Below are 18,978 nucleotides of genomic sequence, written 5' to 3'. Positions count from 1 at the left end.
TCCTACCGTCGACGGACGGTCGTATCGGCTATCGTAACGATCGCGATGCCGAGCATCATCAGGACGGTTCCGAGCCAGATCTGGTTCGCGAGGGGATAGGTGTCGATCGAGATCGACGCACCGCCCTCGTCGACCTGTCCGACCACGTAGGTGTCTCCGGTGACTCCGCGCTCGATGAGGGCGTCGTTCGTATTCATCTCGGAGTTGACGTACTCCTGTTCGGCGATCGTCCCCTCTGCGACGGGTTCGTCACCGTCGTAGACGGTGAGGTCGATTTCGTGGGAAACCATCCGGGGCTCGTGGACGTCCGTCGGTGGGTCCTCGAGCGTCCCCATGTTATCGGTATCGGTGTAGACGTAGGCGTCGGCGTCGGTCTCGAGCGACTGGCCACCGAACACTGGGCCGCGGGCGATCACTTCGGTTCCGGTCTCGAAGTCGACGGCGGCGTCCGAACTGGCGAGCCAGACGTCGCTGTCGTCGAGCCGAGCGACCGCGGTGTTCTCGATGGTGTCGGTGTCCGTGATCTCACCCCTGACGAGCGAGACGTCTTCGCTGACGGCGAGCATCTCTGCGGGCGTCCGCGCCGCCTCCTCGATCGTGGGCGCTTCGGTCGTCTCGTAGTTCGAGACCGCGACGGTGTACTCCGAGTCGGGGACCTCCTCGACGATCGGTTCGGGGTTGTCTGCGGCCTCTCCGACGCCGATGACGGCGACCGATGCCGACGTCGAGAAGAGGTAGACGAACGAGACGGCGACGATCAGGACGGCCCCGCCGACGTGCAACAGGACGATACCGGTCTCGCGGAGTTTGAACCACCGTGACGGGACGCCGCGGATGCGAGAGACGTAGCGGGCGATCCAGCTTCCGGCGAAGAACGCGGCGGGCGGGACGATCGAGAGGACGCTCGCAGTGCCGACGATCCGGTAAACGAGCGGATCGTGGGCCGCCGGGTCACTCAGATACCAGTTCGCAGACGGCGTGACGAACGCAGCGAGGAACGTGAGCACTGCAACCACCCCTGTCGCCGCGATGGCGAGGCGTCGCCGCCTGAGATCGAGCAGCGCGTACAGCCCACCGGCGAGTAACCCGAGCACGACGACCGGATAGCTCCAGAGGTTGTAGTGGTCCTGTCCGACGGCCACTTCGACGCCCGTCGCTGCGCTCCGGAGAACGGGGAAAGACAGTCCCCAGATCGAGATGAACGCGAGGACGCCGAACGCGAGGACGGCACCGTGGTAGACCGTCCGCCGACTGAGCCAGGGTTCGTCTGCAGGTCGCTGGGTCTCTTCTGCTCGCAGGAACCAGTACCCAAACGGCAAGACGATTGCGAGCGTTCCCGTCACGCCGAGCAAGAACAGGATGCCGGTCCCGATTCCACCCGCGGCGAACGAGTGGACGCTGCGGAACACACCGCTCCGAACGACCGTCGTCGCAAAGATGACCAGCGGGAAGATCAACGCCGCCGAAGCGGGAGCGAAGATCGGATACTCGCCCGTCTTTCCGTACCGGTTGATCGCGTGTAACGACGCCGTGAGACCGAGCCACGGGATCAGAACCGCCGTCTCGACCGGGTCCCACGACCAGAATCCGCCCCAGCCGAGGACGCCGTAGGCCCAGATACCGCCGAAGACGATCGCCGCCGTCAACAGCAGCCACGACACCCGGAGCCACTGGACCATGCTCTCGAGCCACTCGTCGAAGACGCTGACTTCACCCCGGAACTGGGAGACGAAGTGCGCGATGCCGAGTGCGAACGGGACGATCAACAGCGCGTACGCGGCGAAGGTAATCGGCGGGTGGATCGCCATCCACGGATCGATCAGCAGCGGGTTCAGCCCGTCGCCGTCCGGCGGCACGAAGCCGGCCGGCGTGTCCGGATATGCCACTTCGATCGGTGTGAACGGGCTCTGAGAGACGAGCATCGTCGCGAACACCGCGACGATCCCGAGCGAGATCGACTGGGCCAGCCGCGACCCCCGACCCTCGAAGTGACTCGAGTAGACGGTCCAGGTCGCGACGACGGCTGTCAGCGTCGCCCAGAAGAGGATCGATCCCTCGTGGTTCGCGTAGACGCCGGTGATGCGATACAGTAGCGAGAGGTAGTCTGCGGAGTTCTGCCAGACGTAGGCGTAGGTGTAATCGCCGACGACGAACAGGTAGGTCAGGTAGCCGTGGGCGACGACGAGCGAGAGCGTCGAGACGCCCGCGGCCGCCATCGTCAGTCGACGGAACTCCTCGGACCGGGAGACGTAGCCGTAGAGGAGCATGACTGCCGCGAGCCCACTCGCAAAGGCCGCGACGGCGATCAATGCTGTTCCCAGCGTAAGCGCCTCCGGAATCATTGCTCGTACTGCTCCAGTCCACTCTCGAGTTCGGCGTGGAACCGGTCCAGTTCGGTGAAGCCGCCGAGTCGCGACAGTTGTTGTCCGTCGTCAGTCATGATCACGTGTTGGGGGGGATAGCTCGCCTCGTGTTCGCGAGCGAATTCGACGCCAGGACCGGGATCGTCCAGATTGATCGCGAGCAGGACGTACCCGTCGAGTTCGTCGCGGACGTCCTCGTCCTGGTAGTGATTTCGTTCGTAGTCCTGACAGTACGTACACCACGTCGTCCAGTAGTAGACGAGGATCGGTTTCTCCTCGGCCTGGGCGACGGCCATCGCCTCGTCAGGGTCTTCGTGCCACTCGAGACCGCCCTGGTACGTGTAATCGTGGTCACTCAGGACGGGTGCGGCGTTCATCGAGTAGTAGCCGAACCCGAGGACGGCGATGAGCACGACTATCGTGAGTAGTTTCCGGGGCGTCATTCGTTGGCGTTGTAGTATCGTTTGGAGTGCCTGCTGAAAGCAGTATCGTTCGAAAAGACGGGCGGTCCGTCAGTCGGTTGCGATTCTGGGGTCGGTCAGTCGACGGGTCACCGAGACCTCGCCACGACCGCTCTCACTGGTTGAATCGACGACTGTATCCGATCAGCACCGTGGCCGTCGCGATAGCCAGCGCCAGTATCGCTGCCCCGAGACTCAGTCCGGGGATGGTGTCGCCGTCGTCGTCGATTGCTTCGTCGTCATCGACTTCCTCTTCGATGTCTTCGAATTCAGTATCCGCGTCCATCGGGACCATCGATTCACCGCTTGGGTTCGGCAGTCGCGGCATCTCCTGTTCCGGGTATTCCCCGGTCAGGCTCGTCAGGAACGCCGTGATGTCCTCGACTTCCTCGTCAGATGGATCCTCGTCGAGCTGACAGGCAGCCATCACGCGGACGGACTCCTCGAGGGTCGGGACCTGTCCGGTGTGCATGTACGGTGCCGTGTGCTCGACGTTACGCAGCGTTGGCACCTTGTAGTGGAACTCGTCCGCTTCGTCGTCAGTGACGCCCATGCGACCGGGGTGGTCCATGAAGTCGTACTCTTCGACGTACTCCTGACACTGTTCGTTCTCCTCGAACGTCGGGTTGGGCATGTAGAAGCCCTCACCGGACTCGGGTTCGTCCCACTGACCGCTGAACATCGGGCCGTTGTGGCAGCTCTGGCAGCCGAGTTCCTCGAACGCCTCCATCCCGTCGAGTTGCTGTTCGTCGAGCGCGTCTGCGTCACCCTGGACGTACTGGTCGTACGGACTGTCCGGCGTGACGAGCGTGCGCTCGTAGGCGGCGATCGCGTCGGTCGTCGTCTCGATCGTAATCAGATCCTCGGGGTCGTCGCTGTCGATTTCGTCGCCGTAGACCTCTTCGTACTGGTCGACGTAGCCGTCGACGGCCCGAATGCGGTCGAGGGCTGCCTCGTGGTCTGGCATCCCCATCTCGACGTCGGCGACGATCGGTCCTTCGGCCTGTTCGGCGAGCGTGTCTGCGCGACCGTCCCAGAACTGGGTGTGGTGGAACCCGGAGTTCCAGACGGTCGGCGAAGCGACCGGACCGGTCTGTCCGTGGACACCCATCGCGACGGGACGGCTATCGTCTCCGCCTTCCATCACGTTGTGACAGGTGTTACAGGAGATCGTCCCGGTTTCGGAGATCCGCGGGTCGAAGTACAGCTGTTCACCGAGTTCGATCTTCTCCTCCGTATCGTCTTCCTGAGCGATGTACTCGTAGCCAGGATGCGGTTCGTCCACGACCGGTTCGACCGGCAGGTCGTCCGTATCGTTGTCCTCCTGTGCCGCCGCCGCACCAGTCGCGACGAGTAACAGGATGCTGACAGCCACCATCAGCAGTAGTAGTTGCAGTCGTCTACCCATAGGAGAGCGATTCCCTCCGCGACACATAAAGGTACAGGGTCGTCCCATCCTGATTAGAACGAGACCCGAACACGTGAGGTCCAACGAGCGATGTGACGCGCCCGGTACGAACGAACCACGACACTCCCTGCTCGCCGACGACCAGCCAGTCCAGCACGGAATTCCCGGTCGATCGGCTCGAGAGAAACGCCTAAGGGATCGCCCAGCCGACACTCGAACACGCGTGTTCCCCGAGAAGCAATTGCTCGTCGCGGTCACGGTCGCGTGCGTCCTCCTCGCTGGCTGTGCCGGTATCGGCCCTCTCGAGACGGACGACGATCCCTCGGTCGACCACGACGCGGTCGTCGAGACTGCAGCCGAGACCGAGTCCTACACCGTGACGGTCGACCGGACGCTTCAGTCACCGACCGTCGTCGAGAACACCTCGCTGTCCGGAACGATCGACCGCACCGGGCAGTCGGCACACATAGAGAGCACCACCGAAGTGGACGTTGGCGGCGGTCCGCAGACGTCCGACCTCGAGTTGTACGTCCGTGAGGACTACCAGTACACCGCCACCGGCGACGACTGGGAGCGAACGCCGCTCGAGGACGACGTCGAGGCCTGGTCGGAGATCGACCGCCTCGAGACGGCCGCCGACTCGCTCGAAGACGACGAGTACGTCCCACTTCGCACGGAGACGGTCGACGGGACGGAGACGACGATGTTCGAAGTCGAGGTCCCCGAAGACCGGTGGGACGACCTGGCGGGCGTCACTCAGGACGGCCACACCGTGACCAGTGTCGAACAACTCGTCTACTACGTCTACGTCGACACCGATACGGACACGCTCTACGGGACCGACCTCCGGATGGAGGTCACGCAGGGTGACGGTTCGGCGTTCGTCACGATCGAGACCCTTTTCGGCGGCTACGACGACGACCTCGACGTGTCACTGCCCGATGCAGCCGAGGATGCAGAGACGACGAGTGCGAACGAAACGGCCGCACCAGTGGACGGAACGTAACCGTCATTTCGGATCGGTGTCAGTCGTCGTCGCTCGAGTCCGAGTCCGAATCTGTGTCTTCGTCCGGGTCTGAATCCGATTCTTCGTCGGTATCGGCCTCCGAACCAGGCTCCAGCTCCGAATCCGGAGCGACGGTCGCGCCGGACCCGTCTCCGGTGGCACCGGCTCGCCGTTCGGCCTGCTCGAATCGCTCCTGAGAGAGGACTGCGCTGATCGAGGGCTGCTCGAGCAGATCGAGGATCGCATCCGCCGATCCCTCGACCAGCAACGTTCCCTCGCGTTCGACGGTGTCGACGTGAACGGCACCGACCTGATCGATCCGGGCACGCGCGTCGTCGACCGCCGCCTCGATCAACTCCTGTTCGCGCTCCGCGAGCTCGCGTTCGGCCTCCTCGCGCTCGAGTTCCCCCTCCTCGAGTGCGGTAGAGACCTCGAGCTGGGCCTCACGCAACGCTCCAGGGTTGGGCTGGACGATGATCGAGACGGTTCGATCGCCGCCAGTCCCATCGGGGGCCGTCTCCGGCTGTTCGGCCGCACTGGGCTGGGTCGGCCCGGCTTCCTGGTCGGAGCCGTCGGTACACCCCGCTACTGCTGCGGTGCCGGCTGCCGTGAGTGTGAGAAACCGTCGTCGGTTGGTCCGGGGTTCTGGTGTCATCGTCGTAGTCGTACGGTCCTCGCCGAAAAAACGTCCGGGGTCGTTCCCGACCGGTGGTAGTCGAACTGGTCGAGGCCACAACTGGTTTAAGCACGATAGCGGCTGTTACAAAAGTATTGTTGTAAACTCCCGCCCCATGAAGGGACACGATCTATATGCGTGTGGATAGTCCCGTCGTCGCCGCGACGTGAGAGGTCCGTCTACTGCCACGCCGTCAGATTCGGACCGGCGTGCCCCACTGACGAAGGGAAACGGACTCCCGTAACAGGGTGACGACAACAGCCGCCGCTCGAGGGACTACTACGGCAGAACCGATGGACAGCACTCCGGCACGGCAGGTCGCCTCACTCCTCGACGACGAACTCGAAGGTCATCCAGCCCGCGATGAGCATCAGCAGGTCGTAGGAACCGAGGATCGTGAACCACGCGATTTCGTCACCTGGTGGTAAACCCGGGCGAGTCAGTTCCGTTCCCGCGAGGACGATCGGCACGACCAGCGGGACGAGCAACACGGGTAACAGCGACTCCTGAAGCTGGGAGTGTAACATCAGGATCGAGAGCAACACCCCCACCGCGCTGAACCCGATCGCCGCGAGGACGATCACCGCCATCACCGTCCACAGCGTGCCGCCCTCGAACGAGTAATCGAGGAACACGACGACGAACCCGAGGCTGAGCACGCCGATCCCGACGACGAGCACCACGGAACTCACGACCTTCCCGAGGTAAATCGCCGATCGGTCGACCGGGGCGAGCAACAGGCCCGCGATCGCGTCGTTTCGCCCCTCGAGTGCGACGGCGTGGCTCATCCCGACGGCGCCGCCGAAGATGACCGCGAGCCAGAGGGCACCGCGGGCGAGAACCTCGCGGTCGCCGACGACCTCGCCGAAGACGAACGAGAAGACGACGACGATGAGGGCGGCGAAGACGACCGCGGCGTTCAGCGTCTGCTTGCTCCGGGACTCGACCAGCAGGTCCTTCCGTGCGACCTCGTAGACGACCCGAAGGTATCCCCGAATCGCCCGACGGACGCGTCCCCTGCGGGAACGCTGCTCACTCATCGGGTCCCCCCGGAATCGGCCGGCCCAGCCCGGTCGACGACCGCTGGCTCGGCCGGCCGACCTCTGCACAGCGCTTCGTAGGTCTCTTCGACGGCCGCCGCGTCCGGAATGGCCTCGACCTCGAGGTCGCCGACCAGTCGGCCGTCGTTCAGGAACAGCACCCGGTCTGCCAGTTCGAACCCCCGCTCGAGGTCGTGTGTCGACGCGAAGACGGTCCGGTCCTTGAGGTCGGTGAGTACCGATTCGATTCGCGACAGGGACGTCTGGTCGAGGCCCGTGTAGGGCTCGTCGAACAGGAGGACCGCTGGATCGTGAACTAACGCGCGGGCGAGTGAGACCCGCTTGCTCATCCCGTGGGAGAACCCGGAGACGCGCTCGCTGCCGCGTGCTGCAAGGCCGACAGTCTCGAGGAGGTCGTCACAGACGGATTCGTCGACGCCGTGTAAGCGTGCGTGAAAGCGCAGATTTTCACGGGCGGTGAGTTCCTCGTAGAGCATCGTCTCGTGGGCCACGACCCCGATCTTCGACCTGATCGCGGCGTTCCCGACGAGCGAGTCGTCGTCGATCGTGATCTCCCCCTCAGACGGCCGCGAGAGCGACGCGAGCATCCGAATGAGCGTCGTCTTTCCGGCCCCGTTCGCACCGAAGACGACGGCCGTCTCACCCGACTCGAGATCGAAGGAGACACCGTCGACGCCGACGTGAGCGCCGAAGTACTTCGAGAGATTCGACACGGAGAGGGCAGCCATATCTCGAGCGTTAGCGGACGCATGACTTAAGCGTTGTAATTCCCAAGAACCCACCGATGGAGGTACCGACGCTCTCGGTGGTGTTTCTCGCTGGCGTAGCGACGATCCTGACGCCGTGTTGTCTGCCGTTGCTCCCGCCGTTGCTCTCTGGGAGCGTCGGCCATCGATTGCGACCGGCCGCGATCGTCTCAGGGAGTCTTCTCTCGTTTACGGCACTCGGCGTCGCCGTGGGGACCATCGGCTCGATCTCGCCCGAGTCACTCCGACTCCCGGCGTTCCTCGCGATCGTCGCGTTCGGTGCCGTGATGGTCGACGAGGATCTCTACCGGCGCTACTCGACGTACGCCTCCCGGCTCTCCGGGACCGCCGCACAGCGAGCCGCCGTGTTCGACGAGGGAAAACGACCCGTCACGTCGGCGTTTTTGCTCGGCGTTCTCCTCGGCGTCATCTGGCTGCCCTGCGTCGGTCCGGTTCTCGGGGCCGTCCTCGCGTACGCGGCGACGACGGGCGCGGCGCTCGAGAGCGGATTCTTCCTGTTCGTCTACGGACTGGGGTTCTCGATGCCACTGCTCGGCGTCGCCTACGGCGGAAAAGTCGCCGGACGGTCGCTCGCGGATCGCCTCGGCGTCCTCGGTCGCGACGACGTCTTGCGGCGCGCGGTCGGCCTCGTCTTGCTCGTCAGCGGCGTCGCGTTGCTGTTCGAGGTCGATCGTATTCTCCTCTCTGCGCTCTAGCGGTCCGTGTCGGCCTGTATCGGGTCCGAGCGCGTTTCCGATCGTTCGACGGCGAGAGCGAGCGAATCCCTGTCAGACCGAATCGAACTCGAGTACCGATCCGTCTGCCGAGAAGGCGTAGACCGCGACCGGATCGTCGCCACGGGGCCCCATCCCCGGCGAGTGTCGGGGCATCCCCGGAACGGCGATCCCGTCGGCTGCCGGCTGGTCGTCGTACAGCGTCTCGATCGCCTCGAGCGGGACGTGACCCTCGACGAGATAGTGATCGCGGTCGACGCCGTCGGGTGTTTCGAGAACGAGCGTGTGACAGCTTCGAACCTCGTCGGGGACCGAGAGATCGGTCTTGACCGCCGGCAGGTCGTCGACGGGCTCGACGTCGACTGCGAGGTCGTGCTCCTCGAGATAGGTGACGTACTCGTGACAGCAGCCGCAGTCGGGGTCGTGGTACTGCAGGGCGGAATCGATCGGGAGCGACCCCGACCAGGCCCAGTCAGCGATGTGATCGTCGGATTCGGTGCCAGACCCGGTATCGCGTGGCCCGGAGTCTACGCCGGCTGCGCTGTCCGGATCGACGTCGGCCAGCCGCTCGAGACAGCCAGCGACGGCGACCGTCGCGATCCCCGGTGAGCCGGCGAGGAGTTGGCGACGCGTGCGTTTCATGAAATTGATCGTCGTTCGAGAGGACCCCTCTTAAACTCACGACCGAGTTCCAGTCGGTCGGAAACCGGACGAAGTCTTGATGTGGGGCGACGACGAACCCCCACCCAATGGACCGAAAGGTCAAGGTACTCGTCGGTGGCGTCGGAATCGCCGTCCTGCTGGCGATCCTCGCGACGACGACGATGGGATCGGCGACGGAGTTCGTAACACCGACAGACCTCGTCGAGACGGACGATCACGACGACGAGGTCGTCAAACTCGAGGGGCGGGCGATCGACCTCGCCGACGACGAGGAGATCACCTTCACCGTCGTCGACGAGAACCACTCGACGTCGGTGAGCTACGACGGTGAGATGCCCGAGACGATGTCAGACGGGAGAGAGGTCGTCGCAGAAGGGTACTACGACGGTGAGCACGTCGAGGCCAGCGACCTCACGGTTCGGGCCCACGAGGGTGAACACCCCGACGACGCCGGTGCGAACGAGACCCAGTTCGGTGGTGAGTACGACGAGTACGACGCCTACGATGAATACGAAGGGTACGACAACGGCGACGACGCCGACAGTCCCGACGGGGAATCCGCTGGCGGCCCGGCCACAGACGGCGGTGACGACGCGGAAACGACTGCGTGAGACGACCCGTTCTGGAACCTGCTGAATCCGACACCGGTAAATCACGCATGGTCGATCAATCGATTCCGGGACAGGATTGCAGGCTCCGCTCACTCGAGTCGATCCACGATGGGAGTGTCCCTCACTCGTTCCCGGTCGGTCGGGACGAGGGTGGCGTTTAACTGCGTGCCACCCCGAGTACCGGCCATGATCCGATCGCCCGACGGTCTTCGTTCGTCCGACACCAGACGTGGGGTGAACGGCCGATGACCGATCGCCGCCTCACCGTCGTCATCGCAATCCTCGCGAGCGGCGTCTCCGCCGTGGCGACGTCGTTTGCGATCTACGCGACCACCGAGGACTTCCTCGTCTCGTCGTTCAACTACCTGCTCCTCGAGGTGCTTCCGGGTGCATTCGTCTCGAGTATCATCCAGCAGTTCGGCAACCTGGCCCTCGAGTTGAGCCTGATCTTCTCGGGCGGCGTCCTCTCGGTCATCCTCGGCGTGGGAGCGTTCGTCGGCTTTCGCCTCGGCGTGCGCGTCGCTCCAGCGTACGACCCAGTGGTCGGATTCGTCCTCGCCGGTGTGGTGATCTTGCTCCCGGCCGTTCTCGTGGTCGGATCGATCACTGCCGTCGTCCCCTCTGCACTGGTCGGGGCCGGTGTGTTGACCCTGTTCGCGACGCTCCCTCGCTCGTCTGCACCCACCGAGTTCGACGCCGACCGCCGGACGGTGGTGACGTCAGTCGCCGGCGTCGTCGCGTTCAACGTCGTCGCTCACGCGCTCGGACTCACTCGACGGGACCAGCGTGCCGAGCGCGAACTCCAGGAACGAGCGACTCGGCTCGAGGCCGAGCACCTGGTCGAGGCCGTCGAGGACCACGGCCTCGAGGGTGAGGGAGTCAAACCGCTGATCGCCGACGTCGGGGACTTCTTCCAGGTCGACATCAACCCCAGTCCGCCGGCGCTCGAGGCCGACACCTGGTCGCTCTCGGTCACCGGACTGGTCGCAGACGAACGCGAGTTCGCCTACGAGGATGTCCTCGAGATGGAGACCGTCCACGAGTACAAGGCGATTCGGTGTCTGAGCGACGACATCGACGGCGACGAACTCGACATGGCTCTCTGGACCGGCGTCCGAATCGGCGACCTCCTCTCGGAAGTCGAGCCGGAAGGGGAGTACGCGATGCTGACGGGTGCCGACGACTACTTCTACTCGATCCCGCTTTCTGACCTCGAGGACTCGCTGCTGGCGTTCGGGATGAACGGCCTCGAGTTGCCGGCTGGCCACGGCTATCCGATGCGCGTACTCGTCCCGGATCGCTGGGGGAAACTTCACGTCAAGTGGCTCGAAGAGATCGAGATCATCGACGCAGAAGAAGGTGGATACTGGGAAGAACGCGGCTGGCACGGGATGGGACCAGTCAACGCGGTCACCAAGATCGATCGTATCAATCGTCCGGGCGACCGGATCCAGATCGTCGGCCACGCCTACGCCGGTGGTCGCGGCGTCGACGCCGTCGAGGTCTCGATCGACGGCGGTGACACGTGGGAGGACGCCGAACTCAGCGAGCCGCTTCCAGACCCCGACACGATCAGGCAGTGGCGCTACGAGATCGAACCCGACGACGAAGCCGAGGGGTTCGAAATCGCCGCTCGAACGGTCGATGGCGACGGGACCGTCGAGCCAGAAGAACGAACCGACCCCTTCCCGGATGGTGCCACCGGGTGGGCGACCCGATCGATCAACGCCTGACCGGACCGGCCGACGACGTCTCGAACCGGAATCGCCGTACCCGTTCGGCGGTCAGGCATCCGGACGGCATCGATCGGTGAGCATCCGATCGAGTCGCTCGCAGTGAGAGTCGACTGGCAGAGCGCTCCCAGTAAGCTACCACGCCCTGAAGGGCGTGGCATTCAGCGTGGACTCCCGTTCTAACTGTGTAACACAGTAGGCGAATACTCGCCGTTCACATTCATCATCCCGCTGTTCAAGCGCACGCCTACGGGTGCGCCTCCACGCCCAGACTTTTGCTGGTCGCGGAGATACTTCAGACCGATATTCTTCGCGGCGTTGTAATCTGCGTGAATATTGTACCCGCACTTCAGACACTCGAACTCGTCCTGACTGTTGTCGTTCGGACGGTTGTCCTCGTGGGTGAACCCACACTTCGAGCACCGCTGACTCGTGTACGCAGGATATGTCTGCTTCACGACAAGCCCTTCAGACTCGGATTTGTACGTAACATACTCGTACAGGCGGTAGAACGCCCACTTGTGAACCGCCTTCGCGTGCGGCAAGCGCTCGCGAATTCCGTTGAGTTGCTCAAACACGACATGTGTACAGTCGTTCTCCAGAGCTTCGTCTACGAGTTCGTTCGAGATCGTGTGAAGCATCTGTTCGAAACGCCCAGTTTGCTTACAACCGACTCGCTGCACGTTGATGTGTGCCCACCGAGTTCCAGTCTGCTGAAGCGATCCCCGCCGTTTCTCGTATTCTCGGTGCCAGTGGTTGAGCTCGCCGTCGCTCCAGAATCGTCCGGTTGAGGTGGTTGCGATGTTTGTGATGCCGAGGTCAACACCAAGGACGGAGACGTGCTTGGCATCGCCCGTGTCGGCCTCATCGTTCTCCACGGCGGGCTTTGTCCGCACGTGAAGGTAGAAACGATCCTCAACTGTATCGCGATGGAGCGTAGCTCCCTTCACCTCGTAGTCATCGTTGAACAGGTACGCCGAGTGCGGCGTCTCACGCTGTCCGTTGGGGAGGACGAATTCAGCGGTGATTCGCCCGTTGATGGTGGCGAGTGTCGCGTGGTCGTCGTTGACGGTAACGGTTCGTGCGTCGTAGCTGGCGAACTGTGATGTGAACTCGGGTTTCGAGGCTTTTTTGCCTTCCTTCCAGCGTTCTACGACGCCTTTGACGGCTTCGACGGCACAGTTTCGTGCGGCTTGCACGAGGTTGGCCGGAAGTGGTGAGTCGCCTCGAACGTCGTAGTAGGTGAGGTCGTGGAGTTTCTGTTTACTGGTGATTTTCCAGTCTGGTTCCCACGCTACGTCTACGACGTGGTTGGCGGCGTCGAGGAAGTGGTCGATGGTCTGGTGGAAGAGGTCAGCGGCACTCTCGTCCACATCGAGCTTGATAGGACGGTTCGAGTGCGTGAGTCTTCCACCATCTGTGTTTCATCTGTAGCGCTTGCTATCAAACGCGGTGTGTATCCGGGTTGTCGGCTCCCTCCCGCGTTGACGAGACGCAAAGCGTCTCGTTCGCACATCGGAACGCAGAGCGTTCCGAGGACGCCTGAAGTCGCGGGTTTCCGCCTTGCGGTCATTATGAGATCCGACGTGGCAGACTCGAGCGGAACAGATTCTCCGTTCGTAGAAGTGACCGCGGACGTTTTATAATCGACGGCGAAAGAGTCGACGTATGGGTTCAATCGAACGTCGAACCATCGGTCTCCTGCGGCGGCTCTTCCGGAGCGCGATTCCGGGATACCTGACGCTCGCGTTCGGGGTCGTCTCGATCGCGCTCGTCTTCGGCGTCGCCTCCGACTCGATGTACGGCGTCAGTCACGGCATCAATCTGGTCGCCTACTGGCACGTCCCGCTGGCGCTCGTGGGCGGAGTCGCCTTCACGGTTACGTTCCTCGGGTGTGTCCTGTATCTCCTGACTGGAACGAGGTTCTGGGAACACCTCGCGCACGCCTCGGGCGAACTGGGGTTCATCTTCGCGACGCTCACCCTCGTGACCGGCAGCGCATGGGGGCGGGTCATCTGGAACACCTGGTGGGACTGGTCTGACGTCCGCCTCGTCACCTTCCTGTTCGTCTGGTTCATCTACGCCGGCTATCTCCTCATCTACGCCGGTGCCGGAAACGGTGCGCGGGTCTCGCGGCTGGCGTCGGTCTACGGCGTCGTTGGCTTCGTGACCGTCCCGATCTCCTACGCCTCGACGCGGCTCTGGACTGCACGACTTCACGCCCCGTCGATCGGCAACCCCGACGCCGAGGCAGCGATTTCGTTCGAGGTCCTGCTCGTGTCGTTGCTCGCCATCTCGTTTCTCTACCTCTACTTCCTCGGCAGCAGGGTCCGACTTCACGACGTGACTGTCCGTCTCGACGCGCTGAAGACGCGCCACCGTGGCAAAACGTACAAGCCGACAGGGGATGACTGATCGATATGGACTACCTCCTCCTGTTCGCCTACGGTGCGATCTTCCTCGCACTCGTCGCGTACGTCGTGCACCTGCGAAGCCGCCTCACGGAAATCGAAAAGCGCCTCGCGGACCTCTCCGTCGAACGCGACCTCGAGGGCGACGACTGAACGGGCACTGTACCGACGTACCGGCGTAACTGCCGCCGGGTCGCGGTTGTGCCGGAACTGACCTACAGTACCCCGTACGAGTCCGACGACGGAAAAGCGGTGATCGGTCGGTCGTTTCACAACAATTAGGCTCTCTCACTCCATACCGCTCGGTATGAAGGACCTCTTCCTCCGGGCCGCACGCGGCGACCGAACTGAACGCCCGCCCGTCTGGATGATGCGGCAGGCCGGACGCTACCTGCCGGAGTACCGGTCGCTCCGGGAAGACTACACCTTTCTCGAGGCGATCTCGACCCCCGAAATCGCCGCCGAAATCACCCTCCAGCCGTGGGAACGGTTCCGCCCCGACGGAATCGTCATGTACTCGGATATCCTGACCGTCCTCGAGCCACTCGGCTTCTCCTATCACCTCGAGTCCGGCGTCGGCCCGGTCGTCGAGAACCCCGTCGAGTCGCCAGCCGACGCCGAGCGAACCCACGAACCGATCGACGACCACCTCCCCTACGTCGGTGACCTCCTCGAGATTCTGGATGAGGAACTCGGCTCCGACGCCGCGGTCCTCGGTTTCACGGGCGGGCCGTTCACGCTCGCTGCCTACGTCTGTGAGGGAACCCCATCGCGGAACTTCATGGCCGTCCGCCGGCTTCGAGCCGAACACCCCGACGCCTTCGAGGCACTCCTCAGAGCGTTCACGGATACGATCGTCGACTACGTCGAGTATCAGGTCGAGGCCGGAGCAGACGCGATTCAACTGTTCGACACCTACGCGGGTCTGCTCTCACCGGCGGACTACCGACGCTTCCTCCTGCCGCTGCACCAGGAGATCGTCGACGCGATCGACGTCCCCACCATCGCCTTCGTCCGGAACGTCAGCGGCAACCTCGAGTTACTCGAGGAGACCGGCGCAGACGTCGTCGCCCTCGACTGGACGGTCGACCTCGAGCGAGCGCGCGCAGAGCTGGGTGACGTCGCGATCCAGGGGAACCTCGATCCAGCCCTGCTCTACGGTGACCCAGACGACGTTCGCGAGCGGACGCGGGCCGTGATCGAGGCTGCAGACGACGCCGGTCACATCCTCAACCTCGGCCACGGAGTCGACCGGAACACACCGGTCGAGAACGTCGCGGCGTTCTTCGAAACCGCAAAAGAGTTCTCGCGGTAGTCGGCTCTCGTTCCGAACGCGGCCCTTTCTGGCTACTGGGGTGGTAGGCCAGCGTTGAAACAGTACGTTCCCGGCTCGTCACGACAGGCACACTGGCGAAGCTGGTAGTACGACGGTTCGAAGCCCGAGAGGAACGGCTCGAGCACGTCCGCAAGCAGGGTCGGGAAGCGCGAGTCGTCGTGTGGGACCGGGACGCGATAGAGGTCGAGTCCCACCTCGGCGGCGTCCTCCGCCAGATCCACGTCGAGTTCCACGAGCGTCTCCGACTGTTCGTGCATGAAGCTCATCGGTTCGACGACGACGCGGTCAGCCTCGCCCTCGAGGCCCTCGACCACGTCTTCGGTGTCGGGTTCGGTCCACTCGATCCCGCGGTTCGAGTGGTTCTGGTAGCCGATCTCGTAGTCGTCGATGCCGAGCATGCTGGCGATCGTCTCGGCATGTTCTTCGACGTACTGGTCGTATCGGCTTCCCGCCTCGAGGTACTTGGTGGGCGTTCCGTGAGCGGAGAAGACGAACGCGGTGTCGGAATCGGTCAGGTCGAGTCCCTCGCGCTCGACGAACTCCCTGATCCCCTCGGTGCGGAGGCGGTTGTACGTGGGCGCGCGGTGCCAGCCAGTGATCGCCGCGAACTCAGGGTCGTAGCCGTCGACGTCGTCGATCTCCGACTCGAGGTTGTCGATCGAGGAGACGGTCGTCGACGGGCCACACAGCGGGTAGATCGGGACGGCGATCACCGACTCGATCCCGTCGTCGGCCAGTTCCGAAGCGACCTCCGGGATCAGCGGTTCCATGAACTGCATCGCCCGGTAGACCGTGACTTCGTGGCCGCGGTCGGTGAGCGTCTCTGCGAGCGCCTCGGCCTGTCCGTCGGCTTGCTCCTGAAGCGGCGAACCACCGATTTCTTCGTACTCCTCCATCAGCCCCGGCAGCCGTCGCGTCGCCAGTTCGCGCGAGCGTTCCCACGCCGCGTCCTCGGAGTCGGCCTCCTCGAGGTCGGCGTTGTCGAAGAAGATTCGCGTGAGATACTCGAGAACCACGTCGCGGTCTGGCTCGGCCGGTTCACCGAAGTTCAACAGCACAATGCCGGTCTCGGTCTCCATGTGCGGCGCTTAGGAAGCAGGTGGTAAATGCACTTCGGACGCGGAAGCGCCGAACGACCGCCGTGCAACGGGCGTTTTTCCGGGTTGTCGACCAGAGGTGCCTGTCGACTCACGCCGTGAGTTCTCGAGCCAGCCGGTTTGCCGCCCGAATTCGACCAGGAATCCCCGGCCGATCGACGAAGTTCGTACAGAAGTGGATTCCGGCGGGCGGCTCGAGGTCGTCTATCGCCGTCCACGAGCGATCGTACGCCGGCATCCCGGGGTTCCACCGGTGGACGTGGATCGGTTCTGCGGGCGCGCCCGTGATTCGCTCGAACTCCGTCGCCGCCAGCTTCCCGAGGGAGTCGTCCGATCGCTCTTGCATCTCCGGATCGGTGTTCGGGTCGACGTAGCAGGTGAACAGGCGGTCGCGCTCGAGGAAACTCGCGTTCCAGGTGAGGCCGCTAATCCGAACGTCCGAATCCGGCGGCACCAGGGTGCCGATTCCCGTCCCGTCGAAGTCCGACTCGAGATAGACCATCCCGATCGGGTTGTAGTTGAATCGGCGCAGGGTCGCCTCGAGGTCCGCGTCGACGGGTGCCAGCAGGTCCGCACAGACTCCGGCAGGTGGGGTCAGGACGACCTCGTCGACGTACTCGATTCCTGCGGACGTGTGGAGGGCATAGCCACCGTCCACAGGTTCGATTCGTTCGACGGGCGTCTCGAGGTGAATCTGATCGTCGTAGGCCTCGTACAGCGCGGATGGCAACTCCCCGAGCCCACCTTCGAACGTGCAGATCGGTGGCGTCTCCCGCCCCGAGAGAAGTTTCCGAACGACCCACAGCAAGACGCTTCGTTCGACACCGGCCTTCTCGAGGGCGCGCCCGAGCGAGTACGGCATCAGCATATTCTTCGGATGCGTCCCGTAGAGGCCGCTGTACAGCGGGCCGAGATACCGCCGAGCGGCCTGTTTGCCGAACTTCCGGGTGAGGAACGCGTCGACGGTCTCGTCGGCCCGTGGCGGCCCAGTCAGTGGTTCGGCCAGAATTCGCAGTTTCGCCGCCGGAGAGAGTAGATCGGTAGTGATCGCCTCGCGAACGGACAGCGGGACGACCGAGAGCGACCCGTCGTGATAGACGTAGATCGGCTGGTCGTCGTCACCGTATCGGAGGCGATCACCCAGGTCGAGGTCGTCGATCATGGACTCGAGACCGGGCGTCAGCCGGAGTCGCTGTGGGCCAAGTTCGAGAACGCGATCGTCGACGTGTTTACTTCGCATGATACCACCAGGACTGTCACGTTTGTCGAACGCGACGACGTCTACGTCGCGGTCGGCGAGCGACCGGACGAGCGAGAGTCCCGAGATACCGGCCCCGACGACGCCAACTGTCATGTCGACTGGTCGTTCGAACTGCGACGCTTTATACTGTCCGACCCACCGACGCAGGGTCCGCAGGCTGTGTGCGACTGATCGCCCTCGATGAATGTGGCCGACGGCCGTCCGCGCTGCATACACTCCGTCTTACGAGCGCCTGAACTGGCTTCTGGCAGCCACGGACAGCACTTCCCTCGAGATTGGCGTCGAGAACGGTGCGCAGCGCTCGACGGCGGCAGCGACCGGTCGATCCTGCAGCCTCACACTCATTCCGAACGGACTGTGACCCCACGTCGCCCGGATGGCAGTCGAGCGACGGGTATCGTCGGCACCCGGCGTTATATGCCTGTCCAGATAAACGACTCGAGAACAGTAATTTGAATGTGAAGAACTGGTGGGCGCTGATTCCGGTCCAGTTCGCGACAGCGGGGTCGAACCGATACCCGCGTGGATGCGTCGGTAGCCGGACTGGTCGGACCAGTGTGTCCAGTCCGAGACACGACCGAGATAATAGAAATCGAGAAACCCGTGTATTTAATTCCCCTCCTGTCGTACGACCGATCATGTACGATCTCACAGGGTTTCAACGAGACCTCCTGTACGTGGCAGCCGGACTAGACGAACCACACGGGCTCGCGGTCAAAGACGAACTCGAGAACTACTACGAATCCGAGATCCACCACGGGCGGCTCTACCCGAACCTCGATACCCTCGTCGATAAGGGGCTCCTCGAGAAGGGGACGCGTGACCGACGAACCAACTTCTACACCGTCACCAGACGTGGGCAGCGCGAACTCGAGGATCGGCGCCAGTGGGAAGACCAGTACGTCGACTTCTGAGGCCGTAAGCGGGCGTCCGCTCGTCCACGTCCGGGCCAGAGACCATCAGCTCCAGAGTCCGTTCTGGTGGTTCACGAGAAGGAGCGTCGAAGAGACGGCTCGCGAAGAATTCTGGCGGCTGGACAGGACGACGGCCAGCTCGGTGACACAGGTGTATCACGCTGGTAGCACGACAGCTGCACGCGCTGTGTCGTCGTGACGACCGCTTCGCCGTTCTCGACAGCCGTCGCCGAGAGCTACTCCTCGTCAGCGACGATGATCTCGTCGCCCTCTTCGGCGCGCTCGAGTTTCCGGATCGCCCGTTCGACCTGTTCCTGTGTGGCCTCCTCCATCCCTCGACCCTTCGTTGCTGCCTGTATCAATCTCAACACATGTAAGTATTGTGTACTCGAGCGAGTGCGCTGGCGTTCGAGCGGTCACGGTCGGACTCGGGGTCGACCAGATCGATTCGATCCGTTTCTGTCTGTACGAGGGACGTGACAGATCAGTATCTCTGA

Annotated in this window: 17 protein-coding genes and 1 pseudogene; 8 read left to right on the top strand and 10 right to left on the bottom strand. The window is 63.5% G+C overall.

The window, feature by feature from the left end; translation table 11 throughout:
- Positions 1–2: 2 nt before the first annotated feature.
- From ccsA to B1756_RS15240, 3 genes are all read right to left on the bottom strand, one after another.
- Positions 3–2,342 carry a cytochrome c biogenesis protein CcsA gene (gene ccsA / locus B1756_RS15250; RefSeq protein ID WP_086889324.1) on the bottom strand — a complete coding sequence of 780 codons (2,340 nt, stop codon included), beginning with the start codon at positions 2,340–2,342 and terminating at the stop codon, positions 3–5.
- Entirely contained in the window at positions 2,339–2,806 is a 468-nt protein-coding gene (locus B1756_RS15245) for a thioredoxin family protein (RefSeq protein WP_086889323.1), read from the bottom strand. Before B1756_RS15245 ends, ccsA begins: the two co-directional genes overlap by 4 nt.
- Positions 2,807–2,939: 133 nt before the next feature.
- A complete protein-coding gene (locus B1756_RS15240) occupies positions 2,940–4,232 on the bottom strand; it encodes a cytochrome-c peroxidase (RefSeq protein WP_086889322.1) in 1,293 nt (430 codons plus the stop codon).
- A 223-nt stretch (positions 4,233–4,455) separates the two neighbouring features.
- On the opposite strand from B1756_RS15240, the gene B1756_RS15235 reads away from it, so the two are divergent.
- Positions 4,456–5,238, top strand: coding sequence for a hypothetical protein (locus B1756_RS15235; RefSeq protein ID WP_186336467.1), 783 nt, complete (start codon positions 4,456–4,458; stop codon positions 5,236–5,238).
- Positions 5,239–5,257: 19 nt separating this feature from the next.
- Here B1756_RS15235 and B1756_RS15230 read toward each other — a convergent pair whose 3' ends face one another.
- The 3 genes from B1756_RS15230 to B1756_RS15220 form a co-directional block, all read right to left on the bottom strand.
- Positions 5,258–5,893, bottom strand: coding sequence for a twin-arginine translocation signal domain-containing protein (locus B1756_RS15230; protein WP_086889321.1), 636 nt, complete (start codon positions 5,891–5,893; stop codon positions 5,258–5,260).
- Positions 5,894–6,237: 344 nt separating this feature from the next.
- A complete protein-coding gene (locus B1756_RS15225; RefSeq protein WP_086889320.1) occupies positions 6,238–6,954 on the bottom strand; it encodes a heme exporter protein CcmB in 717 nt (238 codons plus the stop codon).
- Positions 6,951–7,703, bottom strand: coding sequence for an ABC transporter ATP-binding protein (locus tag B1756_RS15220; protein WP_086889319.1), 753 nt, complete (start codon positions 7,701–7,703; stop codon positions 6,951–6,953). The genes B1756_RS15225 and B1756_RS15220 overlap by 4 nt, the downstream gene beginning before the upstream one ends.
- Before the next feature lie 56 nt (positions 7,704–7,759).
- Here B1756_RS15220 and B1756_RS15215 point away from each other — a divergent pair, with 56 nt between their 5' ends.
- Positions 7,760–8,437, top strand: a complete 678-nt coding sequence (locus B1756_RS15215; RefSeq protein WP_086889318.1) for a cytochrome c biogenesis CcdA family protein — start codon at positions 7,760–7,762, stop codon at positions 8,435–8,437.
- 72 nt (positions 8,438–8,509) lie between these two features.
- Here B1756_RS15215 and B1756_RS15210 read toward each other — a convergent pair whose 3' ends face one another.
- A complete protein-coding gene (locus B1756_RS15210) occupies positions 8,510–9,097 on the bottom strand; it encodes a DUF411 domain-containing protein (protein ID WP_086889317.1) in 588 nt (195 codons plus the stop codon).
- A gap of 107 nt (positions 9,098–9,204) precedes the next feature.
- Here B1756_RS15210 and B1756_RS15205 point away from each other — a divergent pair, with 107 nt between their 5' ends.
- Positions 9,205–9,729: a cytochrome c maturation protein CcmE domain-containing protein gene (locus tag B1756_RS15205; RefSeq protein WP_086889316.1), complete on the top strand. Its 525-nt coding sequence runs from the start codon at positions 9,205–9,207 to the stop codon at positions 9,727–9,729.
- Between the two features lie 245 nt (positions 9,730–9,974).
- Complete coding sequence (locus tag B1756_RS15200; protein ID WP_086889315.1) at positions 9,975–11,462, top strand: molybdopterin-dependent oxidoreductase; 1,488 nt, start codon at positions 9,975–9,977, stop codon at positions 11,460–11,462.
- 179 nt (positions 11,463–11,641) lie between these two features.
- On the opposite strand, the pseudogene B1756_RS15195 reads toward B1756_RS15200, so the two are convergent.
- A pseudogene (locus B1756_RS15195) lies at positions 11,642–12,879 on the bottom strand (RNA-guided endonuclease InsQ/TnpB family protein).
- 251 nt (positions 12,880–13,130) lie between these two features.
- Here B1756_RS15195 and B1756_RS15190 point away from each other — a divergent pair.
- The 3 genes from B1756_RS15190 (at position 13,131) to hemE (ending at position 15,188) form a co-directional block, all read left to right on the top strand.
- Positions 13,131–13,877, top strand: coding sequence for a cytochrome c biogenesis protein (locus B1756_RS15190; protein WP_086889314.1), 747 nt, complete (start codon positions 13,131–13,133; stop codon positions 13,875–13,877).
- Positions 13,878–13,882: 5 nt separating this feature from the next.
- Entirely contained in the window at positions 13,883–14,026 is a 144-nt protein-coding gene (locus B1756_RS15185; protein WP_086889313.1) for a CcmD family protein, read from the top strand.
- 154 nt (positions 14,027–14,180) lie between these two features.
- Positions 14,181–15,188 carry a uroporphyrinogen decarboxylase gene (hemE, locus tag B1756_RS15180; protein ID WP_086889312.1) on the top strand — a complete coding sequence of 336 codons (1,008 nt, stop codon included), beginning with the start codon at positions 14,181–14,183 and terminating at the stop codon, positions 15,186–15,188.
- Between the two features lie 32 nt (positions 15,189–15,220).
- Here the strand turns inward: hemE and hemH are convergent, their stop codons facing one another.
- Together hemH and hemG are read right to left on the bottom strand one after the other, a co-directional pair.
- The gene (gene hemH / locus B1756_RS15175) at positions 15,221–16,288 is read right to left on the bottom strand and encodes a ferrochelatase (RefSeq protein ID WP_086889311.1); all 1,068 of its coding nucleotides are present in this window, start codon (positions 16,286–16,288) and stop codon (positions 15,221–15,223) included.
- A 109-nt stretch (positions 16,289–16,397) separates the two neighbouring features.
- A complete protein-coding gene (hemG, locus tag B1756_RS15170; protein WP_086889310.1) occupies positions 16,398–17,660 on the bottom strand; it encodes a protoporphyrinogen oxidase in 1,263 nt (420 codons plus the stop codon).
- A 545-nt stretch (positions 17,661–18,205) separates the two neighbouring features.
- On the opposite strand from hemG, the gene B1756_RS15165 reads away from it, so the two are divergent.
- Entirely contained in the window at positions 18,206–18,481 is a 276-nt protein-coding gene (locus B1756_RS15165; RefSeq protein ID WP_086889309.1) for a PadR family transcriptional regulator, read from the top strand.
- The last annotated feature ends 497 nt before the right edge of the window (positions 18,482–18,978 follow it).

The sequence above is a fragment of the Natrarchaeobaculum aegyptiacum genome, from assembly GCF_002156705.1.
Taxonomy (GTDB): domain Archaea; phylum Halobacteriota; class Halobacteria; order Halobacteriales; family Natrialbaceae; genus Natrarchaeobaculum; species Natrarchaeobaculum aegyptiacum.
Note: the sequence above shows the minus strand (reverse complement) of the source record. Positions and strands in the feature narration are given on the sequence as shown.